Raw genomic sequence first — 18,679 nt, forward strand, 5'->3', positions numbered from 1 at the left:
CATGAAGCTCGATCCGACATCCCTGCGCCTATTCGTCGCGGTCATGGAGACCGGCACCATCGCCGCCGCTGCCGCGCGCGAGCACATCGCCACCGCGGCCGCCAGCCGGCGCATCAGCGAACTCGAAGGCGCGCTGGCGGCGGTGCTGTTCGCGCGCAGCAACAAGGGCGCCGAGCCTACGGCCGCGGCCTATGCGCTGCTCGGCCTGGCGCGCGGCGTGCTCAACGGCCTGGACGACATCACCGCCCAGATGCAGGGTTACGCCGACGGCGTGCGCGGCCAGGTGCGCATGTCGGCCAACATCTCGGCCATCACCCAGTTCCTGCCGACCGAACTGCGCGCCTTCATGGACCGCTACCCGCGGGTGCAGGTGCATCTGCAGGAACGCATCAGCACTGCGGTGGCGCGCGAGGTGGCCGAGAACGTGGCGGACATCGGCATCCTGAACGCCGGCCACTACGGCGATCCGCGCATCGCGCTGCTGCCCTACCGTGCCGATGAGTTGGTGCTGGTCGTGCCCAGGGCGCATCCACTCGCGCGCAAGCGGGTCACACTGCGCGAGGCGCTGGCCTTCGACTTCGTCGGCATGCATCCCGGCAGCGCCATCAACAACCGCATCACCCAGGCCACCGCCGAGATGGGGCTGACGCTCAAGACCCGCATGCAGGTGACCGGCTACGACGCCCTGTGCCTGATGGTCGCCAACGGCATGGGCTTCGGCGTGCTGCCGCGCGGCAGCGCCCGGCTCTACCTGCGCGCCCTTCCGCTGGTGGCGGTGCAACTGGACGAGCCCTGGGCCCGCCGCGAGCTGGTGCTGTGCGTGCGCCAGGACGGCGAGCTGCTGCCCGCCACGCGCCTGCTGGTCGAACACCTGCAGCAGCAGCGGCCACACCGAACGGTATAGGCCCAACGGCCTTCCCGCCCGGCCGCCCGACGGCCTAGACTGCGGTGGCAGACAAGAAAAACACCGACGCATCGCCATGACCGACCGGATCGACGCCATCTACGCCCTCTGGGACCGGCTGGCGGACTTTTCGATGGGCGAGAGCGATGCGGCACTGATCCATTTGCTCGACGCGCTGTGCCAGATCCTCGGTGCGCAGAACGCCCTCTGGTGCGCGTCGCTGCGCCTGGCGGTGCCGGCGGCCGGTGATCGGCTGGACGGCTGGCGGCCGCGCCTGGTGCGGCTGCTGCATGCCGTTCCGGCGGTCGCCGCGTCGGTCCAGCAGCGCTTCGACCAGCTCGGGTCGGCAAACGTCGATGCGTCGCTGCTTCAGGCCGTCACCGGCGACGCGCCCTTCCGTGTCCAACGCCTCGTCGATGCAGTCGCGCCGGCCTGGTTCGACGGCGAGCACTACCGCCGTCATTACCTGGGCATCGGCTTCGCGGACAGCATGTCGGTGCGCTGGGCGCTGAATGCCGATGTGCGGATCCACTGCATCCTCTTCAGGGACGCAGCAACGCCGCGTTTCGATGCGGCTGACAAGGAGCCGTTCGCCCTGGCCGTGCGCGGGCTCAAGTGGTTCCTGCGCCGCCAGTTGCTCGGCCACGGGCTGCTGATGGCCAGCACCCCGCTGACGAGCGCCGAGCGCGATCTGCTGCCGGCGCTGATCGAGGACCGGACGGAAAAGCAGATTGCGCAGGACCTCGGACAGAGCTCCCACGACATCCATGTCCAGGTGAAATCCATTTACGGCAAGTACGGCGTGACCAAGCGCTCCGCGCTGAGCGCCCTGTGGCAGGGCAACCTGCGCTAACCGCCGAAACGCGGTGCGTCCTACAGCACCCGCCGCCGACCGCCGACAGGTAAAAAACGAGGCCATGAGACGCTAGCGCTGTTGTTAACAAAGAGGAGCCCTCGCGTGAATTCCATCATTTATATCGTCGGTCTGGTCGTGGTCGTGGTCGCCGTCCTGTCGTTTTTCGGCCTGCGCTGAAGACAAGCCTTTCGCTTTTCTCTCTCGATTTCGCTTCCGGCAGACAGCCGATCCGAACGGGGCCGCTTGCGGCCCCGTTTGCCGTTGGAGCGGCCGCCAAGGCCAATGTCGCCGATGTGGCCGACCCCGCACGGCATAATTTCCGCCCGCCGGCACCCGCTGCCGGTGCCGCCGAACCAAGGGAAGCCGTTGAACCTCGCCCCGCGCCCGTCCGCCCTGTCCCGCGCGGTGCTCACCGAAGCCGTCCGTCTGGTCGAAGAAGCCGGCCCGCTGGACGATGCGGCCGCGATGCGCGAAGCCGCCGCCCGCACGCAAGGCACGCCGCAGCGCATCGAACAGCGCGGCCAGTCGCTGGCCCAGCGCATCGGTCTTCCCGCAGAACTCGTCCGGCTGCGCCACGCAGCGCCCTGGGTCGGGCTGGGCATCGTGGTGCTGATCGTGCTGGCAGGGCTCGCGCTGGCCGGCAGCGTGGTCGGCGGCAGCGACCGGCGCATCAACATCATGGCGGCCCTGCTCAGCCTGCTCGGCCTGCACCTGCTCACGCTCCTTGCCTGGCTGGTTGGGCTGCTGCTGCCCATGCGTGCACCGCGGGCCTCCTTCGGCTGGCTCTGGATGACGCTGACCGCACGGGTCGCTGGCGGCCGCCATGGCCAGGCGCCGGTGCTGCTGCGGGCGACCCTCCGGCTGCTGCAGCAGGCGCGACTGCTGCCCTGGGCGCTCGGCCTGGCGAGTCATGGCATCTGGGCCCTGTCCTTCGTGGTGGTGCTCGGCGCGATGCTCTTCGCGCTGGCCTTTCACCGCTACACCTTGAACTGGGAGACGACGATCCTCGCGCCGCAGTTCTTCCTCCAGGCCGTGCAGGCGCTGGGCCGGGCGCCCGGCTGGTTCGGCTTCGCCACGCCCGATGCCGGCACCGTGCTGACCGCCGCCGCGGACGACCTGTCCGGCCAGCGCGCCTGGGCCCTGTGGCTGACCGGCTGCATCGTGGTCTACGGACTGCTGCCCCGCGTGCTGCTGCTGGGGCTGTGCGCCGCCCTCTGGCAACTGCGCAAGCCGGCGCTGCAGCCGCCGCTGGAGGCACCCTACTACCGCCAGCTGGCAGCGCGCTTCGACGCGATGGCTCCGGCCGCGATCGTCGATGCGGACCCCGGTGCCGTCCATGCGCCGGCACCGCCGCGCGCCAGCGGCACCGGCGACGCGCTGATGGTGGCGGCGTTCGAGCTGCCGACCGAGCAGCCCTGGCCGCCGGCCGACTTGCCGGCCCACGCTGCGCCGGTGCTGCGCATCGACGGCAGTGCGGCCGACCGCCGCCGCCTGCTCGACACCACCGCCGGGCTGCGACCGCGTGCCCTGCTGCTGGCCTGCCGCGCGGCAGCCAGCCCCGATCGCGGCACCGAGCGGCTGCTGCGCGAGCTGCTGGCCCACTGCGGCGACTGCCGGCTCTGGTTGCTGGCCGGCCCGGACACGCCTGCCGCAGCCGGTGATGCGGCCGGGGATGCGGCCGTGACGCGCTGGCGGCGTTGGCTGGCCGACACCGGCCTCGAGCGCATCGGCGCGCACGACCGCCTGGCGGACGCACTGGCAGGATGGTGAGCATGGACCAGCCGCTCTCCATTGCCGTGGTCGGCCACACCAACGCCGGCAAGACCTCGCTGCTGCGCACCCTGACGCGCCGGGCCGACTTCGGCGAGGTGTCCGACCGCCCCGGCACGACGCGCCACGTCGAGCGCATCGAACTCACGGTGCGAGAGCGCGCCGCCGTGCGCTTCTTCGACACGCCGGGCCTGGAAGACGCGGTGAGCCTGCGCGAACACATCGAGCGCAGCACCGACGGCGCCACGCCGCCCGAGCGCATCCGCCAGTTCCTGCAGGGCCCCGAAGCCCACGGCGTCTTCGAGCAAGAAGCCAAGGTGCTGCGCGCCCTGCTCGAGGTCGATGCCGCCTTCCTGGTGATCGATGCCCGCGAGCCGGTGCTGCCCAAGTACCGCGACGAGATCGAACTCCTGCGCTCCTGCGCGCGGCCGGTGCTGCCGGTGCTCAACTTCGTGCGCGGCCCGGCCAGCCGCGAGGCCGCGTGGAAAGAGCTGCTGGCCGCCTACGGCATGCATGCGGTGGTTCGCTTCGACGCCGCGGCGCCCTTCGTCGGCGCCGAGCGCGATCTCTACCAGGACCTGGTCACCCTGCTGCGCGACCGCCGCCAGGAACTGGAAGCGGTGATCGATGCGCTGGCGCGCGAGTTCGACGAGCGCCGGGCCGCAGCGTCGGCCCGCATCGCCGAACTGCTGGTCGATGTCGCGGCCATGCGGCGCAACGTGCCGGCCGCGGACTTCGACGACGAGGCGCGTCGCGCGCCGCTGGTGGCCGCGCTGCAGCAGGCGGTGTTCGACAAGGCGCAGCGCTGCGCCTCCGAGCTGCTGGCGCTGCACCGCTTTCGCGAAGGCGATGCCAGCGAGGCGCCGCTGCCGCTGCTCGAAGGCCGCTGGTCGATGGATTTTTTCAGCCCCGAGGCCATGAAGGACGCCGGCCTGCGGCTGGGCAAGGGCGCGGCCGTCGGTGCTGCCGTGGGCGTGGTGGCCGACCTGGCCGCTGGTGGCCTATCTCTGGGTGCCGGTGCCGCGCTCGGAGGCGCCATCGGCGGCGCGCTCTCGCAGGGTGTCGGGCCGCTCGGCCGCAAGCTGTTCAACGCCCTGCGCGACGTGCACGAGCTGAGCGTGGACGACGGCGTGCTCTTCGTGCTGGCCGACTGGCAGCTGGCACTGGTGCGTGCGCTGGCGCTGCGCGGCCATGCCGCGACCGGCCGCATCGAGGCCCAGCACGGTGGCGCCGAGGCAGACCCGCGCCGGCTGGCGGCAGCGGTGCGCGCCACCGCACCGGCGCGCAGCCATCCGGAATGGGACCGTGCCGCGCACCGCTGGCTCGCGGCGGAATCGTCGCAGCGCCAGGCGCTGGTGGCCGACATCGGCGGGCGCTTGGATCAGATCCTTGCGACTCAGGCGAAAATGTGATTCTTTCACTCGCGCGGCAAGCGGGCGCGCGACTGGGGCATGATCCGGATGAACGCGCCGAGGCGACGCCTTCTCCCCTGCTCCCCCTGCTTCCTGCCATGGACATCAACGGCGACGCCTTTCTCTCCAACGTCATGGACCTGCTGGTCGACACCATCTGCGTGGTGGACACGGCCGGCCGCTTCGTCTTCGTGAGCGCCGCCTGCCAGCAGACCTTCGGCTACATGCCGGACGAAATGATCGGCCGGCCGATGATCGACTTCGTCCATCCGGACGACCGCGAGCGCACCCTGGCGGGCGTCGACGCGGTCTATGCCGGCGTCAACGACCCGCACTTCGAGAACCGCTACCTGCGCAAGGACGGCAGCACGGTGCACATCATGTGGTCGGCCCGCTGGGCGCCCGAGGCGGGTGTCCGGGTCGCCGTGGCACGCGACGTGACCGAGCGCAAGCGGGCCGAATCGATGCAGGCGGCGCTCTACGCGGTCTCGGAGGCGGCGCACGCGGCCGAAGACCTGCTGGCGCTGTTCCGTCGCATCCACGTGATCATCGGCGGGCTGATGCCGGCCATCAATTTCTTCGTCGCGCTCTACGACAAGGCAAAGGAGGAGCTGTCCTTCCCCTACTACGTCGACACCTACCACGCGCCGCCGGCACCGCGGCCGCTGGATTCGGGCACGCTGAGCGCCGAGCTGATCCGCAGCGGCCAGGCGATGCTGCTGCGTGCCGACACCGCGCGCGAGCTGCCGCCCCGCGTGAGGCTCGACGTCGGCCGCAACGCGCTCGACTGGCTCGGCGTGCCCCTGCCGACCCAGCACGGCCCCATCGGCGTGCTGGTGGTCCAGAGCTACACCGGCGACGAGCGCTACACCGAGCGTGACCTCGAACTGCTGCAGTTCGTCTCGACGCAGGTCGCCAGCGCCATCGAGCGCAAGCAGATGGACGCGCGCCTGCAGCACATCGCCCGCCACGATCCGCTGACCGACCTGCCGAACCGTACCTTGGTGCACGACAGCATCCAGGCCGCGCTGCGGCGGGCACGCGATCAAAAGCGCCGACTGGCACTGCTCTACATCGACCTCGACGGTTTCAAGCAGGTCAACGACAGCCTGGGCCACGCGGCCGGCGACCGGCTGCTGCAGGAAACCGCGGCGCGGCTGCGCGGCGGGGTGGGCCCGGCCGGCATGGTCGGGCGCATCGGCGGGGACGAATTCCTGGTGCTGCTCGACGGCGACCCCCGCGCCGACCAGGCGCAAGCGATCGCCGAGCAATTGCGCACGCGGCTGGGCCAGCCCGTCACGCTGGCCGACCGCGACGTGACGGTGTCGCCGAGCATCGGCATCGCGCTCTACCCGGAGCAGGGCGGCGACTTCAAGCAGCTCATCCGCTATGCCGACGAAGCGATGTACGCGGCCAAGAAATCCGGTGGCAACCGGGCGCAACTCAGCGGCGCGCCGACCGCTGCGACCGCGCCGGATTGAACCTACAAGGCTAGGCGAGCAATTGCGCTAAGGTGCAGCGCAGCGCTCCCATCGGGGGCCACATCCTTTTCGATCTCCTTCCGAGGGACCCCGCCATGTCTTCTCCGCCCGCCCAGGCCGCACCGGCCCGCAAGCATTTCTCGATGATCCGTGGCTTCCATCTGGCCGATGTGTTCACGCTCGGCAACGCGGCCTGCGGCGTCGGCGCGGTCTTCCTGGCGATGGCCTACATGGCAAGCCAGTCGGTTGCGCAGTTCCTGTGGGCCGCCGCCCTCGCGCCGGCGGCCTTCGTCTTCGACGTGTTCGACGGCCGCATCGCCCGCTGGCGCCAGACCCATTCGGCGCTCGGCCGCGAACTCGATTCCCTGGCCGACGTGATCTCCTTCGGCGTGGCGCCGGCGGCGCTGGCCTTTGCCGCAGGCCTGGACGGCGGCTGGGACTGCGCGGTGCTGATCTACTTCGTCGGCTGCGGCGTGAGCCGCCTCGCGCGCTACAACGTGACGGCCGAATCGCTGTCCGAAGGTGCCGCCAAGGTGAAGTACTTCGAGGGCACACCGATCCCCACCAGCGTGGTGCTGGTTGGATTGCTGGCCTGGGCGGCCTGGCAGGGCCGGCTCGGCGACGCGGTGTGGGGCGGTGCCTGGGCGCTCGGGCCATGGACGCTGCATCCGCTGGTGCTGCTGTTCGCGCTGTCGGGCACCCTGATGATCAGCAAGACGCTGCGCATTCCCAAGCTGTAGGCGCCGGAGCGAAGCGAACGAGGGACGAGGTCGACCATGCCGATGAAGCTCTACTTCAATCCCCGCAGCCGCGCCGTCATCGCCAAGTGGCTGCTCGACGAGGCCGGTGCCGACTACGAGATCGTGCCGATCGACTTCGAGCGACGCGAACACAAGTCCGACGCCTTTCTCCAGATCAACCCGGCGGGCAAGCTGCCGGCGCTGGTCGACGGCAGCACGCGGCTGTTCGAGAACGCGGCCATCGGCCTCTACGTCGCCGAGACCTTTCCGCAGGCGCGGCTGGCACCGCCGGTCGGCGCCCCCGAGCGCGGCCGCTACCTGTCGCTGATGGTCTATGCCACCGCGCAGCTGGAGCCGGCCATGGGCGACGCGATGCTGAAGCTGCCGACCCCGTCGGCACGCGGCTGGACCGACTTCGCCACCGCCAAGGAGGTGGTCGCGCGGGAACTCGGCGAAGGCCCCTACCTCTTCGGCGAACAGTTCACCGTGGCCGATGTGCTGGTGGGCTCGATGTTCATGTGGCAGCGGCTGTTCGGCGCCCGGGCGGACAACGCCCGGATCGATGCCTACGTGGACCGGCTGGCCGCGCGGCCGCTGGCCATGAAGATGGGCTGACGCCGCCTCCCCCTTTCCTTTTCCTCCCCACCCATGACGACGCCTCACTTCACGCAACAGCATCCGGCCGGCTTCGAAGAACTGGTCCGCCTCGCGGCCGCCGACCCGATCTCGCCGGACTGCGATCATTTCTATTTCCTGCGCCACGGCCAGACTGGCCGCAACGCCGCGCGCATCTACCAGTCGGTCGACGAGCCGCTGAGCGAACTCGGCCAGCAGCAGGCCGCACGGGCCGCCGAGCGGCTGGCCGGCGAGCCGATCCGCACCATCGTCGCGAGCGACGCGCGGCGCGCCTTCGACACCGCCCATGCGGTGGCCGAGCGCCTGCGCATCGTGCCGATGCCCCGCGACGACCTGCGCGAGCGGCACTTCGGCGCCCTCATCGGCACCTCGTCGGTCGACCTCGACTGGGCCTGCGCGCCCGAAGGCGGCGAGACGCTGCAGCAGTTCATCGACCGCAAGCGCGTGGCGCTGAGCTTCGCGCTGGCCCAACCCGCGCCGGTGCTGGTGGTGGCGCACGGCGGCACGCTCTATGTGCTGACGGCGCTGCTCGGCGTCGCGATCGAGCCGGCCGTGCTCGGCAATGCGCAGCCCTTGCGTTTCTCCCGCACCGGCACCCACTGGACGGTCGAACCCCTTCTGGCGCGCACGAACGAGGCGGCGTCGCTGGCCTAGAGATGTGACCACCTCCGAAGCGACGCACTGCGTGTCTCAGCGCCGGCAGATGCCGAGCACGAGTTCCTGCTCGGTGCAGGGCTTGGTCCTGGCGGGCATGGCGGTGCCCACGGCCGCGGCCGGCGGCGCAGCCGCCATCCGCTGCGCGGCGCAGGCACGCAGGCGCTTTTCCATCGGCGCGAAGTAACGCCATCCGCGACCGAGCGGCGGGAGTTCGAGCCGCACCTGCTTCCACTTGGGATGCCCTTGCGACTGCAACTGATCGAAGCTGGCGCACAGCGAATCGGCGAAGCGCACCAGGTCGCCCACCGTCGAACGCAACCCGTAGTCATAGGTCACCAGGTAGGCCTGCACGCTGAGCGTCGGTACGTCGGCATCGAGCCAGCTGGCATAACTGGCAGTGCGGATGCTCGCCGGCTGGTAGGTGCCCTGGACGCGCTGGCTCTGCGGTGCGGTGGGGTCGAACTTCAGCAGCTTGATGAACTTGCGGGCCTCGGGCTTCATCTCGGTGAAGAGCTTGGCCGGCTGCCCGGCCACGATGACCGCCACGTCGATGCTCTTCTCGACCGTGAGCCGTGCCAACGCTTCTTCGTTGTCCAGGTACTGGGCGCTTTCCGCCGGGATGCGTTCGTCGAACATGCGCTGGTAGAGCGTGCGCGCGGTGAGCGCGGTGCCGCTGCCCAGCGGCCCGACGCCGATCTTGCGGTTGCGGATCTCATGGATGAAGTTGAGCGGCGAATCCGCCCGCACCACGAAATAGATCTCCTCGGCGTAAAGCGGCATCACCAGCCGTAGCGGCCGGATGATGTTGCCCGCGTCCACGTTGCCTGCGTTCGCCTCGTCGAGAAAGGCCTGGTAGACATCGGACTGCACCAGCGCGAGCTTGACGCCCGGCTCGAAGCGCATGCGCGAGATGTTCTCGGCCGAGCCCTTCGATTCCAGCACCTCGAGCCCGATGCCCGCCGGCGCGGCCACCCACTTGGACAAATCGCGACCGATCTGGATGTAGGTGCCGGTGCTCGAGGCGGTGACGATCTTGTAGTCGGCCGCCGCGGCGACGCCACTCGCAGCGAGGCAGAGCAGCGCCAGCAGTGCCGCGCTCGCCTCGCGCAGCACGGGGGCGAAACGGCGCGCCATGGTCGGGCTCACCGGGAGGCCTGCAGGCCGCTGACGGCCTCCGGCCGGCAGAGGGCGAGCGCCACCAGGGCCTCGTTGCAGGGGCCGGGCTGCGCTGCGGCGACAGCGACCCCCATCGCACCGACGATCTGCACCGTCTCCGGCGGACGGGCCGGGGCCGGGTCCGGCACCGCACGCGCCGGCTCGGCAAAGCCCAGCGCCGCTGACGCGCGGCGGCCGGCGTCCTGCAGCGCGTCGAGGCGGGCAGCATGCGCCTGGCGGCGGGTGTCGACCTCGCGGCGCACGGCCTGCACCCGCGGGTCGGTGTCCTGCGGCGCGTCGAACAGGGCCAGCGCCCGTTCGGCCGCGGCGACGTCTCCGCGCGCAACGGCGGCCTGCGCCTGCGACACCGACACTTCGAAGGCATGCCGCCGGCTGCCGTCGCCCGGCCGGCCGGCATACAGGTGTTCGAGCGCCAGCGCCGCGCCGAACAGCCCCAGCACGACGGCGACGCTGGTCAGCAGCCGCCGTGTGGCGCCGACCGGGCTGGCCCAATAGCCGGGCGACTCGTGCGCAGGCGTCGTGCCGTCCCAGGCGCTTACCGGCAGTGAGGCGACGGATGGCGCGGAGGCATCCGGCGTCCGGGCCTGGGGCCGCTCCCGCCCCGTCGCCATTGCCGCCGCGATGTCGTCATCGAGCGGTGGCGATTGGGTTTCGAGATCGTCGGCCGCGCCGCGCGTGAGATCGCGCAAGGACTGCTCGAAGGCCGTGTCGTCGCGGCGCTCGCCGACGGCAGGCGCGCCATCCATCGATCCGAACATCCGAAGACTGGTAGCTGTCATGCAGACCCCCATGACTTCGCCCGACGGCAAGTAATAAAAAGGAGTACATGTTTAGCACTTTGTTAAACGAAGGCATCAGGGTCAACCCACAGAGCCGCCCCCGAGATGTGTCAAGGTGCAAGGCGGCTGGGCGGCAGCGACGAAAAATCAGGAAGAGCTCGAGCCACTCCCCTGAAAGGTCGGCGCTGTGACCCGCAGCAACGGGCCTACAACGCGCCGGCAAAATTCAGATGGCCTGCCTGAGTTGCCGAACGTCCCGTGTCGGCGGAGCGCCAAACTGCCGAAGGTACTCTCGGCTGAATTGAGAGGCGCTTTCATAGCCAACCGTGAATGCGACGTCAGATGCTTTGCGATCGCCGGTGAGCAACAACCGACGTGCTTCCTGCAGACGAATCTGCTTCTGGTATTGCAAAGGGGACAGACCCGTGATGGCCAAGAAATGGCGATGCAAGCTCGCCCTGCTCATGCTGCTCGCCTCACACAAGGCCTCGATGCGCAACCTGACATCGTAGTTGTCCCTGATCCATCCGACGGCACGTCGAATGCGGCTCAATGCCCCGTCGGGCTGGGCGATTTGGCGCAGCAGCTGTCCCTGCGGGCCCTGCAAGAGACGATAGAGCAATTCGCGCTCAACCATAGGCGCGAGAACTGATATGTCGGCGGGCGTGTCAAGCAGAGACAGCAACCGAAGCAACGTCTCACGAAGCGGGGCGCCCATCGGATGGATCGCAATGCCCATGCTGTTCGGCTCGCTCTTGTTCACCGGCGGCATCGTCAGTGCCAACTCTGCCAACAAAGCGGGTTCGAGGGTGAGGGATACAGCCGTGTAAGGCTTCCCCGCCCCGGCGTCCAGAATCTCACCGACCAGTGGCAAATCAAGAGCGCTTATCAAGTACTGCGCACTGGTGTAGCTGAGCTGGCGGTCGTTGACGGAAACACGCTTTGACCCCTGCAAGATAAAGCAAATCATGGAGCGATACAGGCACGGCGCTTTCCCCTCGGAAGCTTGGCCAATACTCAGTTCCAGGCGCGGAATCGGCGTGACAACGGTTCCCTGCGAGGCGTGACGCATGGCAATTCCGAGATGCTGTGCTAGATCGTCGCTCATGCCCGCAGTATGACATTCCCCGGAGAAGCCTGAGACGATTGGGCAAGACGTTGAGTCTATCGGGAGTGCTTGTGGCCAATAGATCCACTATCGTTGCAAAACGCAAGTCGGATCACCGGTACGCATTTCCCTACTCCTGAAAAGATAGAAAGACATTTATGACCAATCAGATCGCTCTCATCACCGGCGCGAGCCGTGGACTTGGCCGAAATATGGCTTTGCACCTTGCAAAAAGTGGCGTCCATATCATCGGCACTTACAGGAGTGGCGCCGCAGAAGCCGCAGCATTGGAACGCGAGATAGTGGACCAAGGTGGCCGCGCATCGATGCTGGCGCTTGATGTCACTGATACATCGAGCTTCAAGTCCTTTGCGAACAAGGTGGAAAATGTTCTGAAGGTTGATTTCGGCCGAGAACGATTCGACTTCCTTGTCAATAACGCTGGAAACGGCATCGCTGCCAATTTCATCGATGCCACCGAACCCCAATTTGATTCTTTGGTCGCTACGCACCTTCGCGGTCCGATTTTCCTGACCCAACAACTGCTACCACTCATCGAAGATGGCGGCCGTATCTTGAACGTCTCGTCTGGCTTTGTGCGGTTCACAGTGCCTGGATACAGCATCTATGCGGCGATGAAGGCCGCAGTCGAGGTGTTGACCCGTTTCATGGCGGTAGAGCTCGGGGAGCGCAAGATCCGGGTCAACGCCATCGCGCCGGGCGCGATCGCCACCGATTTCGGCGGTGGGGGCGTGCGTGATGATGAGGGTACGAACGCATATGTGGCCAAAACCATAGCGCTTGGTCGTGTTGGGTTGCCGGACGACATAGGCGGCGCGGTGGCTGCGATCCTGTCCAAAGAAATGGGCTGGGCGAACGGGACGACCTTCGACATTTCGGGCGGACAACTGCTGTAAGGCGGCCGCGGCATTGCGACCGACTCAATAAGAAAGCACCATGCCAAACGCAGCCCTCACGCTCATAAGCCATCCTCTTTGTCCGTTCGTTCAACGGGCGGCGATCGTGCTTTTAGAGAAAGCTATTCTCTTCGACAGGATCAATGTCGATCTTTCTGCCAAACCGGATTGGTTCCTGGAAATTTCTCCGACGGGCAAAGTGCCTTTACTCAAGATCAAACAGTCGAATGGGAAAGATGCGATACTTTTCGAGAGCGTCGCCATCTGCGAATATCTTGAGGAGACACAGGGTGGCGCCGACCTCTATCCCGCTGACCCCATAACCCGCGCGCATCACCGGGCATGGATTGAATTTGGTACGGCGACGCTTGCCGTTGTTTGGCAATTCGTCAACGCAAAGGATCGCGACACCGCCGAGGCCAAGCAGAAAGACTTACGAGCACGGCTAGAACAACTCGAGAGCAAGGTCGACCAAGGCCCCTTCTTCGCGGGGTCTGAGTTTGGCATGGTCGATGCGGTGTACGCGCCTCTTTTCCGATATTTCGATTTGCTCGAACCAGCAATTCCAAAGCCAATTTTTGACGGCCTTACACGGGTCCTTGCATGGAGGGCTGCTCTGGCAGGACGTAAAAGCGTCAGCTTGGCTGTAGCAGCGAATTACCAGGATCGTCTTTATCAGCACCTCCGTCAGCATCAGGCAATCATTATTTAAGAACGAGCATCCAAGAGGCGCTCCTCCGGAACAAAAAAAAGCGGCCCGCAGGCCGCTTTCCTTCTGCGGTGGGCCGCAGCTTACTTCTTGGCCTTCTTGGCAGGCGCGCTCTTCTTGGCAGCCGGCTTGGCGGCGGCCTTGTCGGCCTTGCGCTTGGCGGCCTTCGGATCCACGGCCGCCTTGAACGCGGTGCCCGGCACGAACTTCGGCAGCTTGGCCGCTGCGATCTTGATCTTCTCGCCGGTGCTCGGGTTCTGGCCGGTGCGGGCCGCGCGTGCGACTTGCTTGAAGGTGCCGAAACCGACGATCTGCACCGGGTCGCCCTTCTTCACCGCCTGGATGATGGAACCGGTGACGGTTTCCAGGATGCGCGCGGCTTCAGCCTTGCTGACGCCGTGGGCGGTGGTGATCTTTTCGACGAGTTCGATGCGGTTCAATTCAATGTCCTTGGAAAAAGTGATTCGCCAGGGATGTCCCTGGCACCGCAGCCAAGAGACTGGCTGCAAGCGGCGCGGAGTGTAGCCGAGCCCCGAGACGTCGAGCCGTGCCTGCCAGAAGGCCGCGCGCTGGCGCCCTCCGCACGACGCCTTGCGTTCAGCCGCCGAAGCGGCTCGGCAGGTACGGTGCCGGCTCGATGAAGGGCGTCTCGCCATCCATCAGTTCGGCCAGCAGGCGGCCGGTGGCGGGGCCGAGGGTGAAGCCCTGGTGGGCATGGCCGAAGTTGAACCACAGCCCGTTGTGGCGGGGCGCCGGGCCGATGATCGGCTTCATGTCGACGGTGCACGGACGCGCGCCCAGCCAGGGCGTGGCTTCGACCGGCGCGCCGAGCGCGATCAGGGCCTGGGTGCTGCGCTCCGCATGCTGCAGCTGCACCGGCGTCGGGGGTGCATCGATGCGCGCGAACTCGGCGCCGGTGGTGAGGCGCAGGCCGAGCGCCATCGGCGCCAGCATCACGCCGTTGTCGACGTCGAGCATCGGCGTCCGCAGCCGCACCGGCGTCGCATAGTGACGGTGGTAGCCGCGCTTGACGAAGAGCGGCAGCCGGTAGCCGAGCTGGCGCGTCAGCGTGTCGGCCCAAGGGCCGAGGGCGACGACGGCGCGTTCGGCCTGCACGGGCCCGTCATCGGTCTGGACCGACCAGCCCGCCGATTGCTGGCGCAACGTCGCCGCATCGCCATGCGCGAAGCGCCCGCCTCGGCGCACAAAGAGCTGGCCATAGCGCGCGACGAGTTCCCCCGGGTCGCTGATCGACCACGGGTCGCGCCAGTGGACGGCCCCCGCAAGCGCTTGGCGCAGCGCGGGCTCGGCGGCCGCCAGTGCGGGGCCATCGAGCACCGTGCAGTCGAGCCCGCTGCGCTGCGCGAGCCGGCGCGCCGCGACGGCCGCAGCTTCGAAGTCGGCCGGGTTGCGGTAGACCTGCCGCCAGCCCAGGCGGCTCACCAGGTCGTCGGCGCCGGCATCGGCGATCAAGGGCCGGTGCGTATCGATGCAGTGCTCGACCAGCTTGCCGTAGGCCTCGGCAATGACGGCATAGCGTGCCGGCGCGGAGGCCATCCAGTAGCGCAGCAGCGGCGACAGCAGCGCGCCCATGGCGCCGAGGTGGTAGTGGACGTCGTTGCTGCGGCCGGTCGCCACACGCAGCAGGGTGTGCCAACTGCGCGGAAAGGCATAGGGCTCGACCGCCTCGCGCTGGATGATCCCGGCATTGCCATAGGAGGTTTCCCGGCCGGGCGGCTTGCGATCGACCAGCGTGACATCGTGGCCGCGCTGCTGCAGCGCCAGCGCCGTGCCGAGGCCGACCATGCCGGCCCCGAGCACGAGGGTGGGAGTGTTCTTCATGCGAGAGGCGTATTCCGAGAAGTGACAGCCCGTCCGGGGCCGTGAGGATTGTGCCCGCCGACGCCAGCGGCGACGAAGCCGGCGGCAGCAATTAATCGAAGGCTCGATTGCCGTTCCGGCAATCGCTGCGCCCTACCGCCCGGCCTGGATGGCTTCCGTCAGGTACTGAACGAAGGCCTTGCCCGCCTCGGGCAGCGGCCGCCCGGCGAGGGTCTCGACCTCGAGGTAGCGCTCGTTCATCTCGCGGTCGCGCAGCGGGACGGCGACCATCGCGCCGGCCAGCAGGCGGGTGCGGATCGACAACTCACCATAGAAGGCGATGCCGCCGCCGCCGGCCGCCGCGAAGCTCACCAGCGCATCGGCATGATTGCTCGACAGCGCCACGTCGTAATGCAGGCCCTGGCGACTGCAGCTGATGTCGAGCAGTTGCCGCACCGAGCTGTTCTTCAACGGCAGCGCGAGCGGATAGGCCACCACCTGGCTCAACGACAGCTGGCGCTGCCCGGCCAGCGGATGGTCGGCCGCCATCACCGCGAGGATCGGGCTCGGATGACGCAGCGCCAGCTTGATGCCGACCTCGGCAGCCCGCTGAGCGTGAGGCCGACGTCGGCCTCGCCGTCGCGGATGCGCCGAGCGACCTCGCTCTGCGCGCACACCTCCAGGTGGAAGCGGATGCCGGTGTAGCGCTCGCGGAAGCGCGCGATCAGCGTGGGGATGAAATCGAAGGCGAAGCCCTCGGCGCTCGCCACCCGCACATGGCCGCTGCGCAGCCCGCGCAGCGCCGAGATGTCGCCGGTCACGCGCTCGATGTCCTGCTGGGTGCGCTTGGCATGCGCAGCGAGCAGTTCGCCGGCGGCGTTGGGCACCATGCCCCGCGCGCGACGTTCGAACAGCAGCGTGTCGAGTTCGCTTTCGAGCCGGGCCACCTGCCGGCTCACCGCGGAGGGCGCGACGTTCAGCTTGGCCGCGGCATCCTTGATCGAGCCCGCCTTCACCACTTCGAGGAAGTAGCGGACCGCGGTCTCTTGCAGGACATGCGGGGCCATGGGTGCTTTCGTCCGGGGGAAAATGCAGCGTGAGTCGATTGCCATTTCGGCAATCGAATATTCTAAACATGGCGCTTGTTGCAAGCGATGCCGGGGCCTAGCATGAGCCCATGAACGCCTCCACCGCCCTCACCCGCCTTGCGACCGCCGGCTGCCTCGCTGTCACCGTTGTGGCCGCCCTGGCAGCGCCGTGCGCCGCCTTCGCGGCCGACTATCCGAGCAAGCCGATCACGCTGGTGATCCCCTTCCCGCCGGGCGGCGCCACCGACGTGCTCGGCCGCGTGATCGGCCTGCGCCTGGGCCAGGAGCTGGGCCAGCCGGTGGTGGTGGAGAACCGCGCCGGTGCCGGCACCGTCATCGGCGCGACCTACGTAGCCAAGGCGGCGGCCGACGGCTACACGCTGCTGGTGAGCTCGGGCACCACCTTCACGGTGAACCCGGCCATCCGCAACAACCTGCCCTACGACCCGGTGAAGAGCTTCGACCCGATCGGCATCACCGGCCGCACCAGCCTGATCCTGCTGGCCAACAAGGACGTGCCGGTCACCACGGTCAAGCAGTTCGTCGACTACGTGAAGGCCTCGCCCGGCAAGTACGCCTACGGCTCCTACGGCAGCGGCACCACGGCGCAGTTCGCCGGCGAAACCGTGCTGTACGCCGCCGGCCTGAAGATGACGCACGTGCCCTACAAGGGCAGCGCGCCGGCCATGACCGACCTGATGGGCGGGCAGATCCCGTTCAGCGTCGACACCGTGTCGGCGGCCATTCCGCAGCTCAAGAGCGGCAAGATCAAGGCCATCGCGGTGACGGCGGCCAAGCGCTCCGCCCTGCTGCCCAACGTGCCGACGATGGCCGAGAGCGGCTACCCGGACATCGACATGGACACCTGGCTCATCCTGGCCGCGCCGAAGGGCCTGCCGGCCGACGTCAAGGCCAAGCTCGAGAAGGCGCTGGCCACCACCATGGCCGACGCCGACACCCGCGCCAAGCTGGTCGCCCAGGGCTTCGAACCCGCCTACAGCAACGCGGCCGCCTCCGCCGCGCTGATCAACCGCGAACTGCCGGTGATGCGTGCCCTGGCGGTGCGCGCCAACATCACGGCGGATTGAGGGCCATGAGCGAACTCGTCGAGACCTCCGCCGTCGAACTCCGCCGACTGATCGGCCGCAAGGCGATCTCCCCCGTCGAACTGCTCGATGCCTGCATCGCGCGCATCGAAGACCTCAACCCGCACGTCAACGCCGTCACCGCCACCGCCTTCGAGCGCGCGCGTGGCGAAGCCAAGGCCGCCGAACACGCGGTGCTGGCCGGCGAGCCGCTCGGCCTGCTGCACGGCCTGCCGCTGGGCGTGAAGGACCTCGAACCAACCGCCGGCCTGCTAACCACCTGGGGCTCGCCGATCTACCGCGCGCATGTGCCCGACGAAGACATCGTGCTGGTCGCGCGGCTGCGCCAGGCCGGCGCCATCGTCGCCGGCAAGACCAACGTGCCCGAGATGGGTGCGGGCGCGAATTCGCGCAACGTGGTGTGGGGCGCGACGGGCAACCCCTTCGACCCGAACCTCAACGCCGGCGGTTCCTCGGGCGGCTCGGCCGCGGCGCTGGCCTGCGACATGCTGCCGCTGTGCACCGGCTCCGACACCGGCGGCTCGCTGCGAATTCCCGCCGCCAAGTGCGGCGTGGTCGGCTTCCGCCCTTCGCCCGGCGTGGTGCCGAGCGTGCGCAAGCTGCTGGGCTGGACGCCCATCTCGGTCGTCGGCCCCATGGGCCGCAGCGTGGAAGACGCCTGCCTGCAGATGGCCGCCTCGGCCGGCATGCATGCGGGCGACCCGCTGAGCTATCCGCTCGATCCGCTGGCCTTCCTGAAGCCGCAGGACATCGACCTGAGCCGCCTGCGCGTGGCCTTCACCGAAGACTTCGGCACCTGCGCCGTCGACGACGACATCCGCGCCACCTTCCGCCAGAAGATCGCTGCGATGAAGCACCTGTTCGCGCGCTGCGACGAGGTGAGCTTCGACCTCGGCGAGGCGCACCGCTGCTTCGACGTGCTGCGCGCCGAATCCTTCGTCGCCGGCCTGCAGGCCGCCTACCAGAAGGACCCGGCCAGCCTCGGCCCCAACTCGCGCGCCAACTACGAGATGGGCGCGCGCATGTCACTGCCCGACGCCGCCTGGGCACAGGCCGAGCAGACCCGGCTCATCGCCCGCTTCCAGCGCACCTTCGCCGAGTACGACCTGGTGCTCTCGCCCACCACGCCGGTGTCGCCCTTCCCGTGGACGCAGATGTACGCCGACACCATCAACGGCGAGCCGCAGGAGAACTACTACCGCTGGCTCGCGCTGACCTACGTCGTCACGCTCGCGACCAACCCCGCGATGGCCCTGCCCTGCGGCATCGACCACCGCGGCATGCCCTTCGGCCTGCAGGTCGTGGGCGGCTTCCGCGCCGACGCGCAGGTGCTCGGCGCGTCGCATGCGATGGAACAGGCCTTCGCGGCCATCCCCGAACTGCGACGGCCGCGGCCGGACCTGGTGAAGCTGCGGGCGTCGATGGTGGAGCCGGCGCTGCGGTCCATCGTGACTGCGCCGCCGGTGATCGACGGCAGCGACTGCGCATCGCACGCCATCTCCGCCGTCTGAGCCGGCGG

At 68.4% G+C, this 18,679-nt stretch carries 17 protein-coding genes and 1 pseudogene; 12 read left to right on the forward strand and 6 right to left on the reverse strand.

The window, feature by feature from the left end:
* The first annotated feature begins 1 nt into the window (after position 1).
* From ACSFBE_RS05300 to ACSFBE_RS05335, 8 genes are all read left to right on the forward strand, one after another.
* A complete protein-coding gene (locus ACSFBE_RS05300; protein WP_435489327.1) occupies positions 2 to 904 on the forward strand; it encodes a LysR family transcriptional regulator in 903 nt (300 codons plus the stop codon).
* Between the two features lie 76 nt (positions 905 to 980).
* Positions 981 to 1,757 (forward strand): helix-turn-helix transcriptional regulator, encoded by a 777-nt coding sequence (locus ACSFBE_RS05305; RefSeq protein ID WP_435489328.1) that lies wholly within the window; start codon positions 981 to 983, stop codon positions 1,755 to 1,757.
* Between the two features lie 369 nt (positions 1,758 to 2,126).
* The gene (locus tag ACSFBE_RS05310) at positions 2,127 to 3,530 is read left to right on the forward strand and encodes a DUF2868 domain-containing protein (protein WP_435489329.1); all 1,404 of its coding nucleotides are present in this window, start codon (positions 2,127 to 2,129) and stop codon (positions 3,528 to 3,530) included.
* Between the two features lie 2 nt (positions 3,531 to 3,532).
* Positions 3,533 to 4,942: a GTPase/DUF3482 domain-containing protein gene (locus ACSFBE_RS05315; RefSeq protein WP_435489330.1), complete on the forward strand. Its 1,410-nt coding sequence runs from the start codon at positions 3,533 to 3,535 to the stop codon at positions 4,940 to 4,942.
* 98 nt (positions 4,943 to 5,040) lie between these two features.
* Positions 5,041 to 6,423 carry a diguanylate cyclase domain-containing protein gene (locus ACSFBE_RS05320; protein ID WP_435489331.1) on the forward strand — a complete coding sequence of 461 codons (1,383 nt, stop codon included), beginning with the start codon at positions 5,041 to 5,043 and terminating at the stop codon, positions 6,421 to 6,423.
* 95 nt (positions 6,424 to 6,518) lie between these two features.
* Positions 6,519 to 7,163: a CDP-alcohol phosphatidyltransferase family protein gene (locus ACSFBE_RS05325; RefSeq protein WP_435489332.1), complete on the forward strand. Its 645-nt coding sequence runs from the start codon at positions 6,519 to 6,521 to the stop codon at positions 7,161 to 7,163.
* A 36-nt stretch (positions 7,164 to 7,199) separates the two neighbouring features.
* The gene (locus ACSFBE_RS05330) at positions 7,200 to 7,778 is read left to right on the forward strand and encodes a glutathione S-transferase family protein (RefSeq protein ID WP_435489333.1); all 579 of its coding nucleotides are present in this window, start codon (positions 7,200 to 7,202) and stop codon (positions 7,776 to 7,778) included.
* A 33-nt stretch (positions 7,779 to 7,811) separates the two neighbouring features.
* On the forward strand, positions 7,812 to 8,453 hold the full coding sequence (locus ACSFBE_RS05335) for a histidine phosphatase family protein (RefSeq protein ID WP_435489334.1): 642 nt from the start codon (positions 7,812 to 7,814) through the stop codon (positions 8,451 to 8,453).
* A gap of 36 nt (positions 8,454 to 8,489) precedes the next feature.
* On the opposite strand, the gene ACSFBE_RS05340 is transcribed toward ACSFBE_RS05335, so the two are convergent.
* From ACSFBE_RS05340 to ACSFBE_RS05350, 3 genes are all read right to left on the reverse strand, one after another.
* Positions 8,490 to 9,590, reverse strand: coding sequence for a TAXI family TRAP transporter solute-binding subunit (locus tag ACSFBE_RS05340; RefSeq protein WP_435489335.1), 1,101 nt, complete (start codon positions 9,588 to 9,590; stop codon positions 8,490 to 8,492).
* A gap of 8 nt (positions 9,591 to 9,598) precedes the next feature.
* A complete protein-coding gene (locus tag ACSFBE_RS05345) occupies positions 9,599 to 10,411 on the reverse strand; it encodes a hypothetical protein (protein WP_435489336.1) in 813 nt (270 codons plus the stop codon).
* A 226-nt stretch (positions 10,412 to 10,637) separates the two neighbouring features.
* The gene (locus ACSFBE_RS05350; RefSeq protein ID WP_435489337.1) at positions 10,638 to 11,519 is read right to left on the reverse strand and encodes an AraC family transcriptional regulator; all 882 of its coding nucleotides are present in this window, start codon (positions 11,517 to 11,519) and stop codon (positions 10,638 to 10,640) included.
* A gap of 158 nt (positions 11,520 to 11,677) precedes the next feature.
* Between ACSFBE_RS05350 and ACSFBE_RS05355 the strand changes: the two genes are divergently transcribed.
* Both ACSFBE_RS05355 and ACSFBE_RS05360 read left to right on the forward strand, forming a co-directional pair.
* A complete protein-coding gene (locus ACSFBE_RS05355) occupies positions 11,678 to 12,436 on the forward strand; it encodes an SDR family NAD(P)-dependent oxidoreductase (protein WP_435489338.1) in 759 nt (252 codons plus the stop codon).
* Between the two features lie 40 nt (positions 12,437 to 12,476).
* Positions 12,477 to 13,148, forward strand: coding sequence for a glutathione S-transferase family protein (locus ACSFBE_RS05360; RefSeq protein ID WP_435489339.1), 672 nt, complete (start codon positions 12,477 to 12,479; stop codon positions 13,146 to 13,148).
* Between the two features lie 80 nt (positions 13,149 to 13,228).
* On the opposite strand, the gene ACSFBE_RS05365 is transcribed toward ACSFBE_RS05360, so the two are convergent.
* The 3 genes and pseudogenes from ACSFBE_RS05365 to ACSFBE_RS05375 all read right to left on the reverse strand — a co-directional run bounded on the left by ACSFBE_RS05365 (position 13,229) and on the right by ACSFBE_RS05375 (position 16,033).
* Complete coding sequence (locus ACSFBE_RS05365; RefSeq protein ID WP_435489340.1) at positions 13,229 to 13,585, reverse strand: HU family DNA-binding protein; 357 nt, start codon at positions 13,583 to 13,585, stop codon at positions 13,229 to 13,231.
* A 157-nt stretch (positions 13,586 to 13,742) separates the two neighbouring features.
* Positions 13,743 to 14,987: an NAD(P)/FAD-dependent oxidoreductase gene (locus ACSFBE_RS05370; RefSeq protein ID WP_435489341.1), complete on the reverse strand. Its 1,245-nt coding sequence runs from the start codon at positions 14,985 to 14,987 to the stop codon at positions 13,743 to 13,745.
* 132 nt (positions 14,988 to 15,119) lie between these two features.
* Positions 15,120 to 16,033 (reverse strand): annotated as a pseudogene (locus tag ACSFBE_RS05375) (LysR family transcriptional regulator).
* A gap of 110 nt (positions 16,034 to 16,143) precedes the next feature.
* On the opposite strand from ACSFBE_RS05375, the gene ACSFBE_RS05380 reads away from it, so the two are divergent.
* Together ACSFBE_RS05380 and ACSFBE_RS05385 are read left to right on the forward strand one after the other, a co-directional pair.
* The gene (locus ACSFBE_RS05380; RefSeq protein ID WP_435489342.1) at positions 16,144 to 17,142 is read left to right on the forward strand and encodes a Bug family tripartite tricarboxylate transporter substrate binding protein; all 999 of its coding nucleotides are present in this window, start codon (positions 16,144 to 16,146) and stop codon (positions 17,140 to 17,142) included.
* A gap of 5 nt (positions 17,143 to 17,147) precedes the next feature.
* On the forward strand, positions 17,148 to 18,671 hold the full coding sequence (locus ACSFBE_RS05385) for an amidase (protein ID WP_435489343.1): 1,524 nt from the start codon (positions 17,148 to 17,150) through the stop codon (positions 18,669 to 18,671).
* Positions 18,672 to 18,679: the final 8 nt, after the last annotated feature.

This window comes from Variovorax sucrosi (genome assembly GCF_051216635.1).
GTDB lineage: Bacteria > Pseudomonadota > Gammaproteobacteria > Burkholderiales > Burkholderiaceae_C > Variovorax.

Excerpts from the sequence above, each read along its gene's own strand:
- ACSFBE_RS05300 (WP_435489327.1), top strand. The coding sequence starts at position 2 with ATGAAGCTCGATCCGACATCCCTGCGCCTATTCGTCGCGGTCATGGAG.
- ACSFBE_RS05305 (WP_435489328.1), top strand. The coding sequence starts at position 981 with ATGACCGACCGGATCGACGCCATCTACGCCCTCTGGGACCGGCTGGCG.
- ACSFBE_RS05315 (WP_435489330.1), top strand. The coding sequence starts at position 3,533 with ATGGACCAGCCGCTCTCCATTGCCGTGGTCGGCCACACCAACGCCGGC.
- ACSFBE_RS05320 (WP_435489331.1), top strand. The coding sequence starts at position 5,041 with ATGGACATCAACGGCGACGCCTTTCTCTCCAACGTCATGGACCTGCTG.
- ACSFBE_RS05325 (WP_435489332.1), top strand. The coding sequence starts at position 6,519 with ATGTCTTCTCCGCCCGCCCAGGCCGCACCGGCCCGCAAGCATTTCTCG.
- ACSFBE_RS05330 (WP_435489333.1), top strand. The coding sequence starts at position 7,200 with ATGCCGATGAAGCTCTACTTCAATCCCCGCAGCCGCGCCGTCATCGCC.
- ACSFBE_RS05335 (WP_435489334.1), top strand. The coding sequence starts at position 7,812 with ATGACGACGCCTCACTTCACGCAACAGCATCCGGCCGGCTTCGAAGAA.
- ACSFBE_RS05340 (WP_435489335.1), bottom strand. The coding sequence starts at position 9,590 with ATGGCGCGCCGTTTCGCCCCCGTGCTGCGCGAGGCGAGCGCGGCACTG.
- ACSFBE_RS05345 (WP_435489336.1), bottom strand. The coding sequence starts at position 10,411 with ATGACAGCTACCAGTCTTCGGATGTTCGGATCGATGGATGGCGCGCCT.
- ACSFBE_RS05350 (WP_435489337.1), bottom strand. The coding sequence starts at position 11,519 with ATGAGCGACGATCTAGCACAGCATCTCGGAATTGCCATGCGTCACGCC.
- ACSFBE_RS05355 (WP_435489338.1), top strand. The coding sequence starts at position 11,678 with ATGACCAATCAGATCGCTCTCATCACCGGCGCGAGCCGTGGACTTGGC.
- ACSFBE_RS05360 (WP_435489339.1), top strand. The coding sequence starts at position 12,477 with ATGCCAAACGCAGCCCTCACGCTCATAAGCCATCCTCTTTGTCCGTTC.
- ACSFBE_RS05370 (WP_435489341.1), bottom strand. The coding sequence starts at position 14,987 with ATGAAGAACACTCCCACCCTCGTGCTCGGGGCCGGCATGGTCGGCCTC.
- ACSFBE_RS05380 (WP_435489342.1), top strand. The coding sequence starts at position 16,144 with ATGAACGCCTCCACCGCCCTCACCCGCCTTGCGACCGCCGGCTGCCTC.
- ACSFBE_RS05385 (WP_435489343.1), top strand. The coding sequence starts at position 17,148 with ATGAGCGAACTCGTCGAGACCTCCGCCGTCGAACTCCGCCGACTGATC.